At 67.1% G+C, this 14,787-nt stretch carries 15 protein-coding genes and 1 tRNA gene; 12 read left to right on the top strand and 4 right to left on the bottom strand.

Annotated features, from left to right (window positions below; translation table 11 throughout):
- The first annotated feature begins 31 nt into the window (after positions 1-31).
- The 4 genes from rpoD to NWE53_RS10450 all read left to right on the top strand — a co-directional run bounded on the left by rpoD (position 32) and on the right by NWE53_RS10450 (position 4,027).
- Complete coding sequence (gene rpoD, locus NWE53_RS10465; protein ID WP_265054239.1) at positions 32-2,047, top strand: RNA polymerase sigma factor RpoD; 2,016 nt, start codon at positions 32-34, stop codon at positions 2,045-2,047.
- A gap of 221 nt (positions 2,048-2,268) precedes the next feature.
- Positions 2,269-2,829, top strand: coding sequence for a hypothetical protein (locus NWE53_RS10460; RefSeq protein ID WP_265054238.1), 561 nt, complete (start codon positions 2,269-2,271; stop codon positions 2,827-2,829).
- Positions 2,830-2,982: 153 nt separating this feature from the next.
- Positions 2,983-3,594: a LysE family translocator gene (locus tag NWE53_RS10455; RefSeq protein ID WP_265054237.1), complete on the top strand. Its 612-nt coding sequence runs from the start codon at positions 2,983-2,985 to the stop codon at positions 3,592-3,594.
- Positions 3,595-3,601: 7 nt separating this feature from the next.
- On the top strand, positions 3,602-4,027 hold the full coding sequence (locus NWE53_RS10450; protein WP_265054236.1) for a secondary thiamine-phosphate synthase enzyme YjbQ: 426 nt from the start codon (positions 3,602-3,604) through the stop codon (positions 4,025-4,027).
- A gap of 7 nt (positions 4,028-4,034) precedes the next feature.
- On the opposite strand, the gene NWE53_RS10445 is transcribed toward NWE53_RS10450, so the two are convergent.
- On the bottom strand, positions 4,035-4,286 hold the full coding sequence (locus NWE53_RS10445) for a DUF2798 domain-containing protein (RefSeq protein ID WP_265054235.1): 252 nt from the start codon (positions 4,284-4,286) through the stop codon (positions 4,035-4,037).
- A gap of 255 nt (positions 4,287-4,541) precedes the next feature.
- Between NWE53_RS10445 and NWE53_RS10440 the strand changes: the two genes are divergently transcribed.
- On the top strand, positions 4,542-4,829 hold the full coding sequence (locus NWE53_RS10440) for an HlyU family transcriptional regulator (protein ID WP_265054234.1): 288 nt from the start codon (positions 4,542-4,544) through the stop codon (positions 4,827-4,829).
- 90 nt (positions 4,830-4,919) lie between these two features.
- Positions 4,920-5,480, top strand: a complete 561-nt coding sequence (locus NWE53_RS10435; RefSeq protein WP_265054233.1) for a type 1 glutamine amidotransferase domain-containing protein — start codon at positions 4,920-4,922, stop codon at positions 5,478-5,480.
- On the opposite strand, the gene NWE53_RS10430 is transcribed toward NWE53_RS10435, so the two are convergent.
- On the bottom strand, positions 5,434-5,955 hold the full coding sequence (locus tag NWE53_RS10430) for a 2-dehydropantoate 2-reductase N-terminal domain-containing protein (protein WP_265054232.1): 522 nt from the start codon (positions 5,953-5,955) through the stop codon (positions 5,434-5,436). The genes NWE53_RS10435 and NWE53_RS10430 overlap by 47 nt on opposite strands.
- 181 nt (positions 5,956-6,136) lie before the next feature.
- Between NWE53_RS10430 and NWE53_RS10425 the strand changes: the two genes are divergently transcribed.
- Entirely contained in the window at positions 6,137-7,384 is a 1,248-nt protein-coding gene (locus NWE53_RS10425; protein ID WP_265054231.1) for an MFS transporter, read from the top strand.
- Here NWE53_RS10425 and NWE53_RS10420 read toward each other — a convergent pair.
- Positions 7,357-7,794 carry a VOC family protein gene (locus NWE53_RS10420; protein ID WP_265054230.1) on the bottom strand — a complete coding sequence of 146 codons (438 nt, stop codon included), beginning with the start codon at positions 7,792-7,794 and terminating at the stop codon, positions 7,357-7,359. The two genes, NWE53_RS10425 and NWE53_RS10420, sit on opposite strands and share 28 nt — an antisense overlap.
- Before the next feature lie 141 nt (positions 7,795-7,935).
- Here NWE53_RS10420 and NWE53_RS10415 point away from each other — a divergent pair, with 141 nt between their 5' ends.
- The 5 genes from NWE53_RS10415 (at position 7,936) to NWE53_RS10395 (ending at position 13,677) form a co-directional block, all read left to right on the top strand.
- Positions 7,936-8,346 (top strand): acyl-CoA thioesterase, encoded by a 411-nt coding sequence (locus NWE53_RS10415; protein ID WP_265054229.1) that lies wholly within the window; start codon positions 7,936-7,938, stop codon positions 8,344-8,346.
- 310 nt (positions 8,347-8,656) lie between these two features.
- Entirely contained in the window at positions 8,657-11,065 is a 2,409-nt protein-coding gene (locus NWE53_RS10410; protein WP_265054228.1) for a methyl-accepting chemotaxis protein, read from the top strand.
- A gap of 115 nt (positions 11,066-11,180) precedes the next feature.
- Positions 11,181-11,256, top strand: a tRNA-Ile gene (locus tag NWE53_RS10405).
- A 34-nt stretch (positions 11,257-11,290) separates the two neighbouring features.
- Positions 11,291-12,148, top strand: coding sequence for a LysR substrate-binding domain-containing protein (locus NWE53_RS10400; protein ID WP_265054227.1), 858 nt, complete (start codon positions 11,291-11,293; stop codon positions 12,146-12,148).
- A gap of 128 nt (positions 12,149-12,276) precedes the next feature.
- The gene (locus NWE53_RS10395; protein WP_265054226.1) at positions 12,277-13,677 is read left to right on the top strand and encodes an amidohydrolase family protein; all 1,401 of its coding nucleotides are present in this window, start codon (positions 12,277-12,279) and stop codon (positions 13,675-13,677) included.
- 98 nt (positions 13,678-13,775) lie between these two features.
- Here the strand turns inward: NWE53_RS10395 and NWE53_RS10390 are convergent, their stop codons facing one another.
- Positions 13,776-14,522, bottom strand: coding sequence for a superoxide dismutase (locus NWE53_RS10390; protein ID WP_265054225.1), 747 nt, complete (start codon positions 14,520-14,522; stop codon positions 13,776-13,778).
- Positions 14,523-14,787 lie beyond the last annotated feature (265 nt).

The following is a 14,787-nucleotide window of genomic DNA, read 5'->3' as shown; positions in this document are numbered from 1 at the left end:
ATGTCCGGCGCACGAATGCGGAGCGCTATTGATGGCGACAAAAGCGAGCGAACGGGAAAAGACCGATCAGGTCGCGCCGGATGCCCCCCCGACTACCGACGGCCCGTTGCTCGATCTTACCGATCAGGCCGTACGGCGGATGATCAAGCTCGCGAAGAAGCGCGGCTATGTCACCTATGATGAACTGAACGAGGTTCTGCCCTCGGAGGAGTTCTCCTCGGAGCAGATCGAGGACGTGCTCGGCCAGCTCAGCGAGCAGGGCATCAACGTCGTCGACAACGAGGACCCGGAAGCGGCCGGCGAGGAGCGCGCCAACCGCAAGGAGGCCGCCGGCAGCGACGACGACGAGGTCGAGGGCGGTGATCTCGTCGAGGCCTCGCGGCAGACGCTGCCGACCGAGACCAAGCGCAACCTCGAGCCGACCGAGCGCACCGACGATCCGGTGCGGATGTATCTGCGCGAGATGGGCTCCGTCGAGCTGCTCTCCCGCGAGGGCGAAATCGCCATCGCCAAGCGCATCGAGGCCGGCCGCGAGGCGATGATCGCCGGGCTCTGCGAGAGCCCGCTGACCTTCCAGGCTATCATCATCTGGCGCGACGAGCTCGTCGACGGCAAGATCCTGCTGCGGGACATCATCGATCTCGAGGCGACCTATGCCGGCCCGGACGGGAAGAACCCCGACGCGATCCCGGGAGAGGAAGGCGCCGAGGAAGCCGAGCAGGCCGAGACCCCGGAGGGCGAGACCCCGCCGGAGATGGACGATGACGACCTCGAGAACAACGTGTCGCTCTCGGCCATGGAGGCCGAGCTCAAGCCGCGCGTGCTCGAGACCTTCAACGCCATCGCCGACGACTACAAGAAGCTGCGCCGCCTGCAGGACCAGGACATCGCCAACCGGCTGGAGAACACCAAGCTCTCGCCGTCGCAGGACCGCAAATACAAGAAGCTCAAGGACGACATCATCACCGCGGTGAAGTCGCTCTCGCTCAACAACAACCGCATCGAGGCGCTGGTCGAGCAGCTCTACGACATCAACAAGCGCCTGATCGGCCACGAGACGCGCCTGCTGCGCCTCGCCGAGAGCTATGGCGTCGGCCGCGAGGACTTCCTCAAGCAGCATGTCGGCGGCGAGCTCGATCCGAAATGGGTGCTTCGCGTCTCCAAGCTGGGTTCGCGCGGCTGGAAGGAATTCGTCGGGTCGGAGCTCGAGCGCATCAAGCAGCTGCGCGAGGAGGTGCACACGCTCGCCTCCGAGACCGGGCTGGAGATCCAGGAATTCCGCAAGATCGTGCTGATGGTCCAGAAGGGCGAGCGCGAGGCAAGGCAGGCGAAGAAGGAAATGATCGAGGCCAATCTGCGCCTCGTGATCTCGATCGCTAAGAAGTACACGAACCGCGGCCTGCAGTTCCTCGACCTGATCCAGGAAGGCAATATCGGCCTGATGAAGGCGGTCGACAAGTTCGAGTACCGCCGCGGCTACAAGTTCTCGACCTATGCGACATGGTGGATCCGGCAGGCGATCACCCGCTCGATCGCCGACCAGGCCCGCACGATCCGCATCCCCGTCCACATGATCGAGACGATCAACAAGATCGTGCGGACCTCGCGCCAGATGCTGCACGAGATCGGCCGCGAGCCGACCCCGGAGGAACTGGCCGAGAAGCTGGCCATGCCGCTGGAGAAGGTGCGCAAGGTCCTGAAGATCGCCAAGGAGCCGATCTCTCTGGAAACGCCGATCGGCGACGAGGAGGATTCGCATCTCGGCGACTTCATCGAGGACAAGAACGCGATCTTGCCGATCGACGCGGCGATCCAGAGCAACCTGCGCGAGACGACGACGCGCGTGCTGGCCTCGCTCACGCCGCGCGAGGAGCGCGTGCTGCGCATGCGCTTCGGCATCGGCATGAACACCGACCACACCCTCGAAGAGGTCGGCCAGCAGTTCAGCGTCACCCGCGAGCGCATCCGCCAGATCGAGGCGAAGGCGCTCAGGAAGCTGAAGCATCCGAGCCGGAGCCGGAAGCTGCGGAGCTTCCTGGACAACTGATCGCGAGAGCCTGCGTCGCCGCAGGCCGCTCGAGAACAAGGCCCGCTTCCATGCTGTGGAGGCGGGCTTTTCTTTTGGCGCGCTCCGAAGCGAACGCCGGATCAGTCCTCCTGTGAACGAAGGATGCCGCCGGGCCCGCGGCTGGTCAGTCTGCCGCCACTCAATGATTGAGCAGGCGGTCGATCATCGACAACGCTGCCTTGCGCTCCCGGAGGTTGCCCGTGCTCCCGTTCACCTATGACGCGCTACAGGAGCGCTTCGCCACGGTCCGCCCCTGGGCGAAGAACGCGATCGGCGACGCCACTAATCGCTGCGCGATCTGTATGGGCTATACGCTCAAGCTGACGCCGTCGCAGGATGACGCGACGATCCAGACCATCATGAATGCGGATCTCAAATCATCCTTCCAGGGAGCGCCGCCACTGGCAGGCGGGCCACGTCCCGGGGTGCTGCCCGGCTCAGGACAGCCCCTCAATGGGCTGAGCCAGCAACTCTTCATCCGGGCTTCGGAACTGCTGCCGCGCGTCCAGCGCGCCCATGGCCAGCCCGATATCGAGGGTGTCTGCAAGGACGTCTCACCCAAGGTGCTCGGTCGGAAGGGCGTGCTCTATCTGGAGAATTGCTACCAGACGACCGGCGACAAGAAATATTCCTTCCTGTTCCTGCAATGGACGAATGGCGACCATTGGGACTTGTTCGATGGCACCAACATCGTCGCGCAGGAGCAGCGGCTGGTCGGCAACAACCATTCCGGCCAGCTCTATTTCTGGCAGGCGCGCTGACGCCGTCCACCTCGAAAGGTGACGGGCTCAGAGCGTCCGCTGTAGCGCCAGCAATTGTTCCCACGCCTTGCCCCCGCCTTCAGCGAAGCGGCGAGGCCTTGATCTTCCCGGCAGGAAAAGGCTTCCTGCGCCTCCCAGCTGTCCGGAGGCACTATGTCCCCAGAGTTCCTGCTGACCTCGCTCATCATCGTGGCTTCGCCCGGAACCGGCGCGCTCTACACCATCGCGGCGGGCCTCACGCGCGGCTCGCGGGCGAGCGTGCTCGCGGCCTTCGCCTGCACGCTCGGGATCGTGCCGCATCTGATCGCGGCGATGATGGGCATCGCGGCGCTGCTCCATGCCAGCGCGCTTGCCTTCGCCATCGTGAAATACGCCGGCGTCGCCTATCTGCTGTTCATGGCCTGGCAGACGCTCAGGGAACATGGCGCGCTCAAGGTCGAGACCAGGGCCGATCCGCGCTCGGCCTGGCGCGTGCTGCGCGACGGGCTGGCGATCAACCTGCTCAATCCCAAGCTCTCGATCTTCTTCGTCGCCTTCCTGCCGCAGTTCATCGCGGCGGGCGAGCCGAGCCCGCTGGCGCGCATGCTGGAGCTCTCCGGGGTGTTCATGGCGATGACCTTCATCGTCTTCGCGCTCTACGGGCTCTTTGCCGCGGCGATGCGCGACCGGGTGATCGGCCGTCCGGCGGTGATGGCGTGGCTGAGGCGCAGCTTCGCCGCCGCTTTCGTGGCGCTGGGCGCCAAGCTCGCGCTGACCGAGCGCTGACGCGGCGATGTCGCGACAAGCGATCCTGACGGTCGATACGCGCGGGCCGGGGCTTAACGAGTTCACCGACCGCGTCGTCGCCTTCCTGCGTGCGAGCGGGGAGGAGAGCGGGCTGCTGACGCTCTTCGTGCGCCATACCTCCTGCTCCCTGCTGATCCAGGAGAATGCCGACCCGGACGTGCAGCGCGACCTCGACGCCTTCTTCCGCCGGCTGGTGCCGCCTGCCGACGATCCGGCGATGGATTATCTCGTCCATCGCGCGGAAGGGCCCGACGACATGCCCGCCCATATCAAGGCGGCGCTGACGCCGGTTTCGCTGTCGATCCCGGTGATGGGCGGCCGCCTCGCGCTCGGCACCTGGCAGGGCATCTACCTGTTCGAACACCGGGCGCGGCCGCATCGGCGCGAGGTGGCGCTCCACCTCTCGGCCTGAGGCGCGCTCAGGCCGGCGGCGCGACGACCAGCGCGACGAGGCGCCGGACCAGGGGCAGCACCAGGATCAACGTCGGGAAGGCGACGAGCCAGGGCAGCGCCCAGGAGGCGGGCCAGGTCTGCAGGAACTCGGCGGTGAGGCCGAGCGCCTTCAACGTCGAGATGCCGGAGACGACGAAGGTCATCATCACCGACAGGACAAACGGCATCACCACGCCGGCGTAGCGGGCGGGGAGGCGGCGGAGGGTAGGACGGGACATGGATCAGGCTTTCGCAAGTGGCAGGCCGTTCGGATGCATCCTGATGCGGCCGTGAGCCGAAGGGATGCGTTGCCTGACGTGAGACGCTTACGAACGGGTTCGAAGCCCGATCGCGGCTCCATAGTCGATCGGGCCGGCGCTGCCAAGCCGCTTTCACGCTGGTCTTGCCGGATACAGGCGGGTTCGACTTGGCAGCGGCCGGCGAGGGGGCTACTGCTCCGCTCCTGAAGATCACCGGCCGGAGGAGAGCGCCGCATGTCCTTCCTGAAATCGCTGTTCGGCGGCCGCAAGCCTGCCGACGACAAGCCGGCAGGTCCCGTCAAGAGCATCGAGCACAACGGCTTCACCATCCATGCCACGCCCTATCAGGAGGCCGGGCAGTACCAGCTCTGCGGCGTGATCGAGAAGGTGGTCGACGGCGAGACGAAGAGCCATCGTTTCATCCGCGCGGACCGCTTCCCGGGTCAGGCCGAGGCAGCCGATTTCACGCTGGTGAAGGGCCAGCAGATCGTCGACATGGAAGGCGAGCGCATCTTCCGCTGAGCGCTTTTGCGCCCCCCGCGACCTTTTTTCCGGGGAACGGTTCCGCGGCCCATCGGTTTCCTGATCACACCCAACGATCAGGAGAACGCCATGACCGATCTGGCCGGAAAGAAGATTCTCATCCTCGCAACGCATGGCTTCGAGCAGTCTGAGCTCGACGTGCCGCATGCCGCCCTGCAGAAGGCCGGCGCCACCGTCGATATCGTCTCGCCCGAGGCGGGCGAGATCAGGGGCTGGCAGAACAAGGATTGGGGCCGGCCGGTCAAGGTCGACCGGACGCTCGACCAGGCGAAGGCCGAGGATTACGACGCGATCGTGCTTCCGGGCGGGCAGATGAACCCCGACACGCTGCGCGGCAACGACAAGGCGCTGGCGCTGATCAAGTCCTTCTTCGAGCAGGGCAAGGTGGTCGCCGCCGTCTGCCACGGCCCGTGGCTGCTGATCGATACCGGCATCGCCAAGGGCCGCAAGATGACGTCCTACAAGACGATCAAGCAGGACCTCATCAACGCCGGGGCGAGCTGGGAGGATAGCGAGGTTGTCACCGACAAGGGCGTCGTTACCTCGCGCAAGCCGGACGACCTGCCGGCCTTCGTCGCCAAGATCATCGAGGAGGTCCGGGAAGGCCGCCACGAGCGCCGCGCTGCCTGACAGCGGCGGCTCGCCGCAATTCCCCGAAAAGCGCATCCGCGGTCCATGAGGGCCGCGGATTTTCCATTTCTGCGGCGTGGACGAGGTCGCAGAGCCGGGCATTGACCGGCGCCGCCTGCCCGAGCGTCCCCGGCCTGCCGGACGATCTCGCCGTTGATCCAGTCGATCTCCGTCGGCCGGCCTGCCGCGAGGTTGCGGCCAGATCCCGCGCCGCTATGGCCGTGCCGCCGGATTTCACCGTGGCGAGGACGAGGTCGCAATCTTTGGCGATCGCCGCATCGGTTCCGAAGACGATCGCCTCCGGCGGCACATGCCAGCTGCGGCCGTCGTAATGCGAGACGGTCAGGCCGTCGCGCCGCAGCACATCGCCGATGGCGGGGCGGCCGATGAAGCGGATATCGCCGCCGGCAGCCAGGAGGCGCCCACCGAGATAGCAGCCGACCAGTCCGGCGCCGTAGATGCAGATCCTCGCCATGTCGCACGCTCCTGCCGCTCCGGTGCCCCGTCAACGCGGAGCATCGTCAAGCGCCGCCCCGGCAGGCCAACCTGCCGCGACCGCGCGGCCGCCCTGCCTCCGGTGCGCTTGTCCGGCCCGCCTCAGGCGCTAAAGCTGCCGGTAGAAGAGTCACCTCCGAACGATTGGCTGCCGAGGAAACATGTCCCAGCCTGCCGACCGCTACCAACCGGATTCTCCTTATGCCTGGCTGCGCCTCGCCGTCGCGCTGGTGGTCGGCACCGTCGCTTGCGTCGGCTCCTGGTCGGTCGTGGTGGTGCTGCCGGCAATGCAGGGCGAGTTCGACACGCTGCGGGCCGGCGCCTCGCTGCCCTATACCTGCGCGATGCTCGGCTTCGGCGTGGGCCAGATCGTCATGGGCCGCGTCGCCGACCGCTACGGCATCTCGGTGCCGATCATCGCCGGCGCGCTGCTGCTCGCCGCCGGCTACACCGCGGCGGGCCTGTCGCATTCGCTCTGGCAGTTCGCGGCGGCGCATGGGCTGCTAATCGGGATGGGCAGCGCGGCGGGCTTCTCGCCGCTGATCTCCGACCTGTCGCACTGGTTCCGCCGGCATCGCGGGCTCGCCGTGGTCTGCGGCGCGTCCGGCAGCTATCTCGCCGGCGTGGTCTGGCCGCAAATCATCACCTGGGGACTAGCCCATCATGGCTGGCGCGCGACCCATTTCGGTATCGCCGTCGCGGCGCTCGTCATCATGCTGCCGCTGGCGCCATTCTTCCGCCGCCAGCCGGCAGCCGCGACGCTCGCGGCGGCCGAGGCGCACAGCGCGGGCGCGCGCGGCGATCTCGGCCTCAGCGCCGGACAGCTCCAGCTGCTGCTTTGCGTCGCCGGCTTCGCCTGCTGCGTCGCGATGGCGATGCCGCAGGTCCATATCGTCGCCTATTGCGGCGACCTCGGCTACGGCGTCGCCCGCGGCGCCGAGATGCTCTCGCTGATGATGCTTCTCGGCATCGTCAGCCGCATCGGCTCGGGCTTCATCGCGGACCGGATCGGCGGCGTGGCGACGCTGGCGCTCGGCTCCCTCATGCAGGGCGTCGCGCTCTTCCTTTATCTCTGGTTCGACGGGCTGCAGTCGCTCTATGTCGTCAGCGCCATCTTCGGGCTGTTCCAGGGCGGCATCGTGCCGATGTACGCCGTCATCATCCGCGAATACCTGCCGGCGAAGCAGGCCGGCGTGCGCATCGGCTTGGTCATGTCGGTGACGGTTCTCGGCATGGCGGTCGGCGGCTATCTGTCCGGCGTCATCTTCGACTATTTCAGCTCGTACCGGATGGCCTTCCTGAACGGGCTCGCCTGGAACCTCGTCAATCTGAGCGTGGTCTGCTGGCTGATGCTGCGGTCGCGGCGGGCCTCGTCGCCGGCTCAGCTCGTCGGCGCGCCGGGACGATAGGTGCCGAAGCACCAGACATGCCCTTCCGGGTCCTTGCAGATGAAGTCGCGGCTGCCATAGGGCTGGTCTGTCGGCTCCATGCAGATCTCGGCGCCGGCCTTGCGTGCGCGCTCGCAGCGCGCATCGATATCGTCGGTCGCGATATAGGGTGAGGCTGTGGTGCCGCCGAGCTCGGCGGGCCGCGAGACGAGCTTGCCGAATTCGTTGCCCTCGGACGAGCCCAGCATGATGTAGCTGCCGCCCATCCGCAGCTCGCCGTGGAGCAGGGTCTTGCCCTCCTCCGAATAATAGGCGGCGTGCTTCTCGAAGCCGAAGGCCTCGATCAGCCAGTCATACATCCGCGGGGCGTCGGCATAGCGCAACGAGATGCAGATCATTGGTTCCGGGCTGGACGGCGCGGGGCTGGGCATGGCGGCGATCCTCGTTGGCGGGGCCTCGGCGATTGTCGCCGGTAACGCCGGGCGAGGCAAAGGGTTCGGGTCACTTGCCTGCCGGCGGCAGCCTCGCCATCATCGCACTGCGGATCTCCCCGCATGCCTTGCAGGATACCCATGACCAAAGCCGACCAGCGCCATGAAGACGAGCCGCGCGGCACGCTGACCGTGCGGACCATCGCCATGCCGGGCGATACCAATGCCAATGGCGACATCTTCGGCGGCTGGGTGATGTCGCGGATGGACCAGGCGGGCGGTATCGCCGGCGTCGACCAGGCGCAGGGGCGCGTGGTCACGGTCGCGGTCGAGGCGATGACCTTCATTCACCCTGTGAAAGTCGGCGACGTGCTCAGCGTCTACACCGAGATCGAGTCGGTCGGGCGGACGTCGATGCGGATCCATGTCGAGGCCTGGGCCAAGCGCTTCCGCACGACCCTGCACGAGAAGGTCACCGACGCGACCTTCACCTTCGTCGCCATCGACGAGGAGGGCCGCCCGCGCCCGGTGCCGAAGCCGGCCGGGGATTGAGGGGCGCCCGAATTCCTAACAGGGCGTGAAGCCGCCCTCGGACAATGTGATTCAAAAGAATCCACTTTTAAGCGTTCTTTAAGCGCGCTTGGACAATGCTGCGCTCCACAGACCGGGAGGGACCCGGCCGGGGGATTCCATGTCCATTCGATGCCGCGTGCGGAACCAGCCGCCTGGCCGTCAGGCCAGGGGAGGGCGGGGATTCCCATTGCTATGACGCGATCGAACCGTCGTGGCCCGGCAGCGGCCTGGTAGACCCCGTTCCCTTGAATTCCTTCTCCAGCGTTGCGGATATCCGGAGTACGACTTCATGACGAAAGCCAAGCCCACGCGTGAGGGCGCGCCGTTGCGGATCGGCATCGCAACCCGGATCTATGCCGCCCTCGGCATGATGACCGCCTTGACCCTCGTCTCCTCCTCGGTCGCGTGGTTCTCCTACGACCGCGTCGACCAGACGCTCGCCAACCTCGTCGGGCAGAAGATGCCTGTCGTGGAGCTCGCGCTCGAGCTCTCGCAGGCGGCCACGCAGTCGACGGCGCTGGCGGCGCGCTTCAGCGAGGTCGAGACGGTGCAGCAGCGCTCGACGCTGACGGGTGAGCTCGACAAGGTCGAGGCCCGCCAGATGGACCTGCTGCGTCGCATCGCCGATCAGGGCAAGGTCGACAAGGCGAAGGCCCAGGCGGCGATCGACATGCTGTCGCGCCAGATCAACGACATCAACGACCTCACCGGCGATCGCCTGCGCAATGCATCGGAGCAGGGCGAGGCGCTCGGCCAGCTCTCGAAGGCGCGCGAAGGCTTCACCGCCCTCGCCGATTTCGAGACGGGCGATGCGCAGTTCAACGTCAAGATGAACATCGCCAGCGCGACGCAGCTCACCGGCAAGGAGGTCGAGGAAGCGCTGGCCAACATCATCGACAAGGACCTCGCCGCGCTGCAGACGGCCCAGGCGCTCCAGCTCCAGGTGAGCGAGCTCGTCGGCCTGCTGCGCGAAATCTCGCAGATCGAAAACCGCGAGAAGCTGGACAACGCCAAGGCGCGCTTCAGCGCCATCCTCGGGCAGGTTCGCGGCTTCCTCTCCGCGGCGCAGAAGCTGCAGCCCAATGCGGCGCGCGGCCAGGCGGTCAACGCCGTGATCGACCTCGGCGAAGGCCAGAGCGGGCTGATCGCGATCCGCGAGCGCGATCTCGCAACCCGCGCCGCGATCGAGACCGGCCTCAAGCAGACCCATGTCGCGGCCGAGGCCGTCCGCAGCCAGGTGAACGAGCTTGTCGGCACCGCACGCGGCGAGGCTGTCTCTTCGGGCGAGGCGACCTCCTCGCTGATCGACCAGAGCAAGCTCTGGCTCGGCGGGATCGGGCTCGGCTCGCTGCTGATCGCGCTGGCCTTGTCGCTGTTCTATGTCCGGCCGATGATCGTGGGTCGCCTCAACCGCCTCTGGTCGGCGACGCGGGCCATCGCCGACGGCGCGCTGGAGACGGCGGTCGACACCAAGGGCAATGACGAGATCTCCGACATCTCGAAGAGTGTGCTGCTCTTCCGGGATAATGCGGTGGCGCTGCGCGCCGCCGAGGTCGCCAAGATCGAGGATCAGGCCCGGGCGCAGGAGCAGCGCCAGCAGATGATGCAGGAGCTGGGCGAGGCCTTCGGCGTGGTCGTGGCTGCCGCCGCCGCCGGCGATTTCAGCCAGCGGGTCTCGGCGCAGTTCGCCGATGCAGAGCTCAATGCGCTTGCCGGTTCGGTCAATACGCTGCTGGAGACGGTGCGCGCCGGTCTGTCGGAGACCTGCGAGGTTCTGGCGGAGCTCTCGGCGGGGCATCTCTCGGCCCGCATCGAGGGGCTGTATCAGGGCGCCTTCGCCGAGCTCAAGGACGGCACGAACGCGCTTGCCGAGGAGTTCGAGAGCACGCTTGCGCGGCTTGCCGAGACCGTCTCGGCGGTGCGCAGCGCGACCAGCGAGATCCTCGACGGCGTGACCGATCTCGCCGAGCGCACCAGCGAGGAGAGCAACGCCGTCTCGATGGCGACGAACCAGCTCGGCGCCTTCGCCGGCACGGTGAAGAAGACTGCGACCGAGGCGGCCCAGGCGACCGGCATGGCGCAGGGCGCGGAGGAACGCGCGCAGCAGGGCGAGAAGGTGGTGGCCTCGGCCCTGCAGGCGATGCAGCGCATCCGCCAGTCGTCGAGCAAGATCTCCGAGGTCATCGCCATGATCGACGAGATCGCCTTCCAGACCAACCTGCTGGCGCTCAATGCCGCGGTCGAGGCGGCTCGCGCCGGCGACGCCGGCAAGGGCTTCGCGGTGGTGGCGACCGAGGTGCGCAGCCTGGCCAAGCGCTCGGCCGATGCGTCCAACGACGTCAAGAAGCTGGTCGAGGCCGCGCATGGCGACGTCAAGGTCGGCGTCGGCCTGGTCGAGGAGACTTCGGCCATGTTCGGCGCGATCGTCTCCTCGGTGAACGAGTTGACGGGGCTGATGAACGGCATCTCGCAGACCGCCCGCAACCAGGCCACCGACGTTTCGGCGATCAACACCGAGATCGACGGCATCGGTACGATGGCGCATCAGAACGCGGCGCTCGTCGAGGAGACCAACGCGGCACTGGCGCTGACCGACGAGCAGACCCGCGCGCTGACCGAGCACATCGCCCGCTTCACCTTCCGCGAGGGGCATGCCGCCGGTCATCAGGGCCGGTCGGACATGGCGACGGCGGCCTGATCCGCTTGAAAGCTCGGACGAACATGAGGCCTCGCGGCGTGCCGCGAGGCCTTTTCCTTTTGGATGTGCCCCTCCCGCCTTGCTTGCCGGCCTCGGGCGATGCTAGGCGAGTGACGGGCCGGTAGCTCAATGGTTAGAGCTCGCTGCTCATAACAGCGCCGGTGCCGGTTCGAGTCCGGCCCGGCCCACCAATATCTTCGGCGAGGTGCTGCAGGCGGCGGGCGCATGAATCGCTATCCGATGTTCAACCCGCAGCTGCTGCTCAGCTTCGTCGCGGTGTGCGAGACCCTGAGCTTCACCCGCGCCGCCGATCGCGTCTCCCTCTCGCAATCCACCGTCAGCCAGCAGGTCAGGCGACTGGAGGATCTGCTCGGCAAGCCGTTGCTGGAGCGATCCTCGCATCAGGTGGAATTGACTGAGGAGGGCGGCAGGCTGCTGAGCTACGCGCGGCGCATCATCGCGCTGAACGAGGAGGCGCATGACGCGCTGACCGGCATCTGGCGCGACGGCGTTCTGCGGCTGGGCATGCCCGAGGACTTCACGGTGCCCACCGTCGACCTGCTCGCCGCGTTCAGCCGCGAGCAGCCGCATCTGCGGCTCGATGTCACCAGCGGCCTCAGCGCCGACCTGCGCAGCGCCTATGACCGCGAGGAGCTGGACCTGATCCTGGTCAAGCAGCGCCGGCGCCAGCCGCCCCGTGCCGCCCGGCAGGAGCCCTTGCTGTGGCTGGACAGCCTGGCTCACCCCGCCATCGAACGCGCGCCGGTATCGCTCGTCGTCTTCCCGCTCAACGGGCTCTACCGCGACGAGCTTTGCCAGGCGCTCGACGGCCTCGGTATCCGCTGGCGCGTGGGTTACAGCAGCGCCAGCCTCGCGGCGCTGGCCGCCGCATCCGCTGCCGGGCTGGGCGTGACCTTGCTGCCCGCGAGCTGCCGCCTGCCCGGCCACCGAACGCTGGGAACGGCGGAAGGCTTGCCGGAGATCACGGATTTCGAGCTGGCGCTCTATTATCGCGACAACGCGCCCGCCGCCGCCATCGTGCTGGCGGAGCGGCTGGCCGGATTCTGCCGGCTGGATTGGTGAGCGAGATGCTGCCGGCACGCAGTATTGCCGTTTCGAATAGCCAGGATTGGCAAATATCGCTGCCAAGCCGAGCTGCCCAAGCGTAATTCAGGGGCGGAAACGCAACCAGCGAGGCAACGGACAAAGCCATGGAAACCGGGCATCACCACAGCCGACGGGCCTTTCTCAGCCAGACCGGAAAACTCACCACCGCCTATGCCGTCGCCGGACTGGCGAGCGGCGCCGCCCAGGCCGCGCCGGCTGCGGCCACCCCGGCACGGCCGGTGTCCGAAGCCGGTGTCGGCTCACTGACGGACCAGCACTACTGCCTCACCGATGTGCGGCTCGAGGAAGGCTTCGAGCGCGACGGCGAGGTCGTCATCGGCACGCGCACGGCGCTCTACACGCTGGAGATCAAGGCCGGAAAGATCGCCGCGCTGCATCCGGCCGGAGCGACCCTGCCTGTCGGCGTGCCCCGCTACCAGGCCCATGGCCAGCTCGCCCTGCCGGCGATGCGCGACATGCACATCCATCTCGACAAGACCTTCTACAGTGGCCCATGGCAGGCGCCGCTGCCGCGGCAGGGCAAGACGATCCTCGACATGATCGCCCGCGAGGAGAAGCTGATTCCGCAATTGCTGCCGACCTCGCAGCAGCGTGCCGAGGCGCTGATCGCCCTGCTGCACTCCAAGGGCACCACGGTGGCCCGCAGCCATTGCAACATCGATCCGGTCAGCGGCCTCAAAAGCCTTGAGCATCTCCAGCGCGCGCTGGAGAACCATCGCGACGACTTCGAATGCGAGATCGTCGCCTTCCCGCAGCACGGGCTGCTGCTCTCGAAGGTCGACGGCCTGATGCGGGAGGCGATGAAGATGGGCGTCGCCTATGTCGGCGGGCTCGACCCGACCAATGTCGACGGCGCGATGGAGAAGTCGCTCGACGCCATGTTCCAGATCGCCCTCGACACCGGCAAGGGCGTCGATATCCACCTGCACGAGACCAATCCGGCCGGCGTCGCGGCGGTCAACTACATGATCGACACCGTGGAGAAGAGCCCGGCCCTGCGCGGCAAGGTGACGATCAGCCACGCCTTCGCTCTGACCACGCTGCCTGCCGGCGCGCTGGCGGAGACCATCGGGCGCATGGCGGCGCAGCAGATGACCATCGCCTCGACCGTGCCGCTGGGAAGCCTGACGATGCCGCTGCCGCAGCTGAGCGAGAAGGGCGTCTTCGTGATGACTGGCACCGACAGCGTCGTCGATCACTGGTCGCCCTTCGGCAAGGGCGACATGCTGGAGAAGGCGAACCTCTACGCGCAGATCTACCGGGGCAGCGACGAGTTCCGGTTGTCGCGCGCCATGGCCATAGCGACCGGCGGCGTACTGCCGCTCGACGACAGCGGCAAGCGGGCCTGGCCCAAGGCCGGCGACGATGCCGCCTTCACGCTGGTCCCGGCCAGCTGCTCGGCCGAGGCCGTCGCGCGCATTCCGGAGCGCAGCGCCACCTTCCATCGCGGCCGCATGGTCTACGGCAGCGTCGGGGTCGCCTGATCCCGAGCATCCTGAGGATGACCTTGTGCCTGCGCGCAGCCGACCGGCCGCGCGCAGGCGCTTTTCTTGCTGCTTGAAACGGGTCTGTCCGCTGCGGTTCAGATCGCGAGCTTGCCGGCCTTGGCAGCGGCGTAGCGCTCGTTGACCTTCGCCCAGTTCACCACGTTCCACCAACCCTTGAGGTAGTCGGCCCGGCGGTTCTGGTACTTCAAGTAATAGGCATGCTCCCAGACGTCGTTGCCGAAGAGCACCATCTGCTTCTCCATGATCGGGCTGTCCTGGTTCGGCTTGGCGAGCAGCGCGAGCTTGCCGTCCTTGTCGACCGTGACGAAGACCCAGCCCGAGCCGAAGACGCGCAGGCCCGCCGCCTCGAAATCGGCCTTGAACTTGTCGAACCCGCCGAGGTCCTTGGTGATCGCTGCGGCGACGTCGCCCGTCGGTGCGCCGCCGGCGCCCGGGCCCATCACCTCCCAGAACATGGTGTGGTTGGCATGGCCGCCGCCATTGTTGCGCACGAGCGTGCGCAGGTTCTCGGGCAGCTGGTTGAGATCGGCGAGCAGTTCCCCGACCGAGGCCTTGGCGATGACGCCATTGTCCTTGGCCGCATTGTTGAGCGCGGCGACATAGGCCGCATGGTGGCGGTTGTAGTGGATGTCCATGGTCGCCGCGTCGATATGCGGTTCGAGCGCATTGGCCTCGTAAGCACGTTTCGGCAGCGAGAAGGGGCCGGTCGGCGCGGCCGGCGCAGCGGCCTGCGCCCAGACCTTCGGCGCGGCGGCTGCGGTCAGGGCCGATATGCCGAAGCCGAGAACGGCACGGCGCGAGAAGACCGAAAACTCTGTCATGACGTTCTCCAGTGTGAAGCTTCGTGGCTGGCATCGCCGGCGACCGCCGGCGGTGATGATCGTTGGGTCTACGTTCGAAGGTCGAGAGGGTTCCGACACGGTGCCGCCTCCCGGATCGACGGCAGTCCACCGGGCCGCCGACGGGCCGCCATGTGACGGGCCTGCCGGTTGCCAGACTGCTTTTAACGTCCGGAATGCCTTCTTAACCAGCGGTTTACCGCGTTTTACTACGGTCTGGAAGGAATTCCGTCGGTTCAGGGAACGC

Source organism: Bosea sp. NBC_00550 (genome assembly GCF_026020075.1).
GTDB lineage: Bacteria > Pseudomonadota > Alphaproteobacteria > Rhizobiales > Beijerinckiaceae > Allobosea.
Note: the sequence above shows the minus strand (reverse complement) of the source record. Positions and strands in the feature narration are given on the sequence as shown.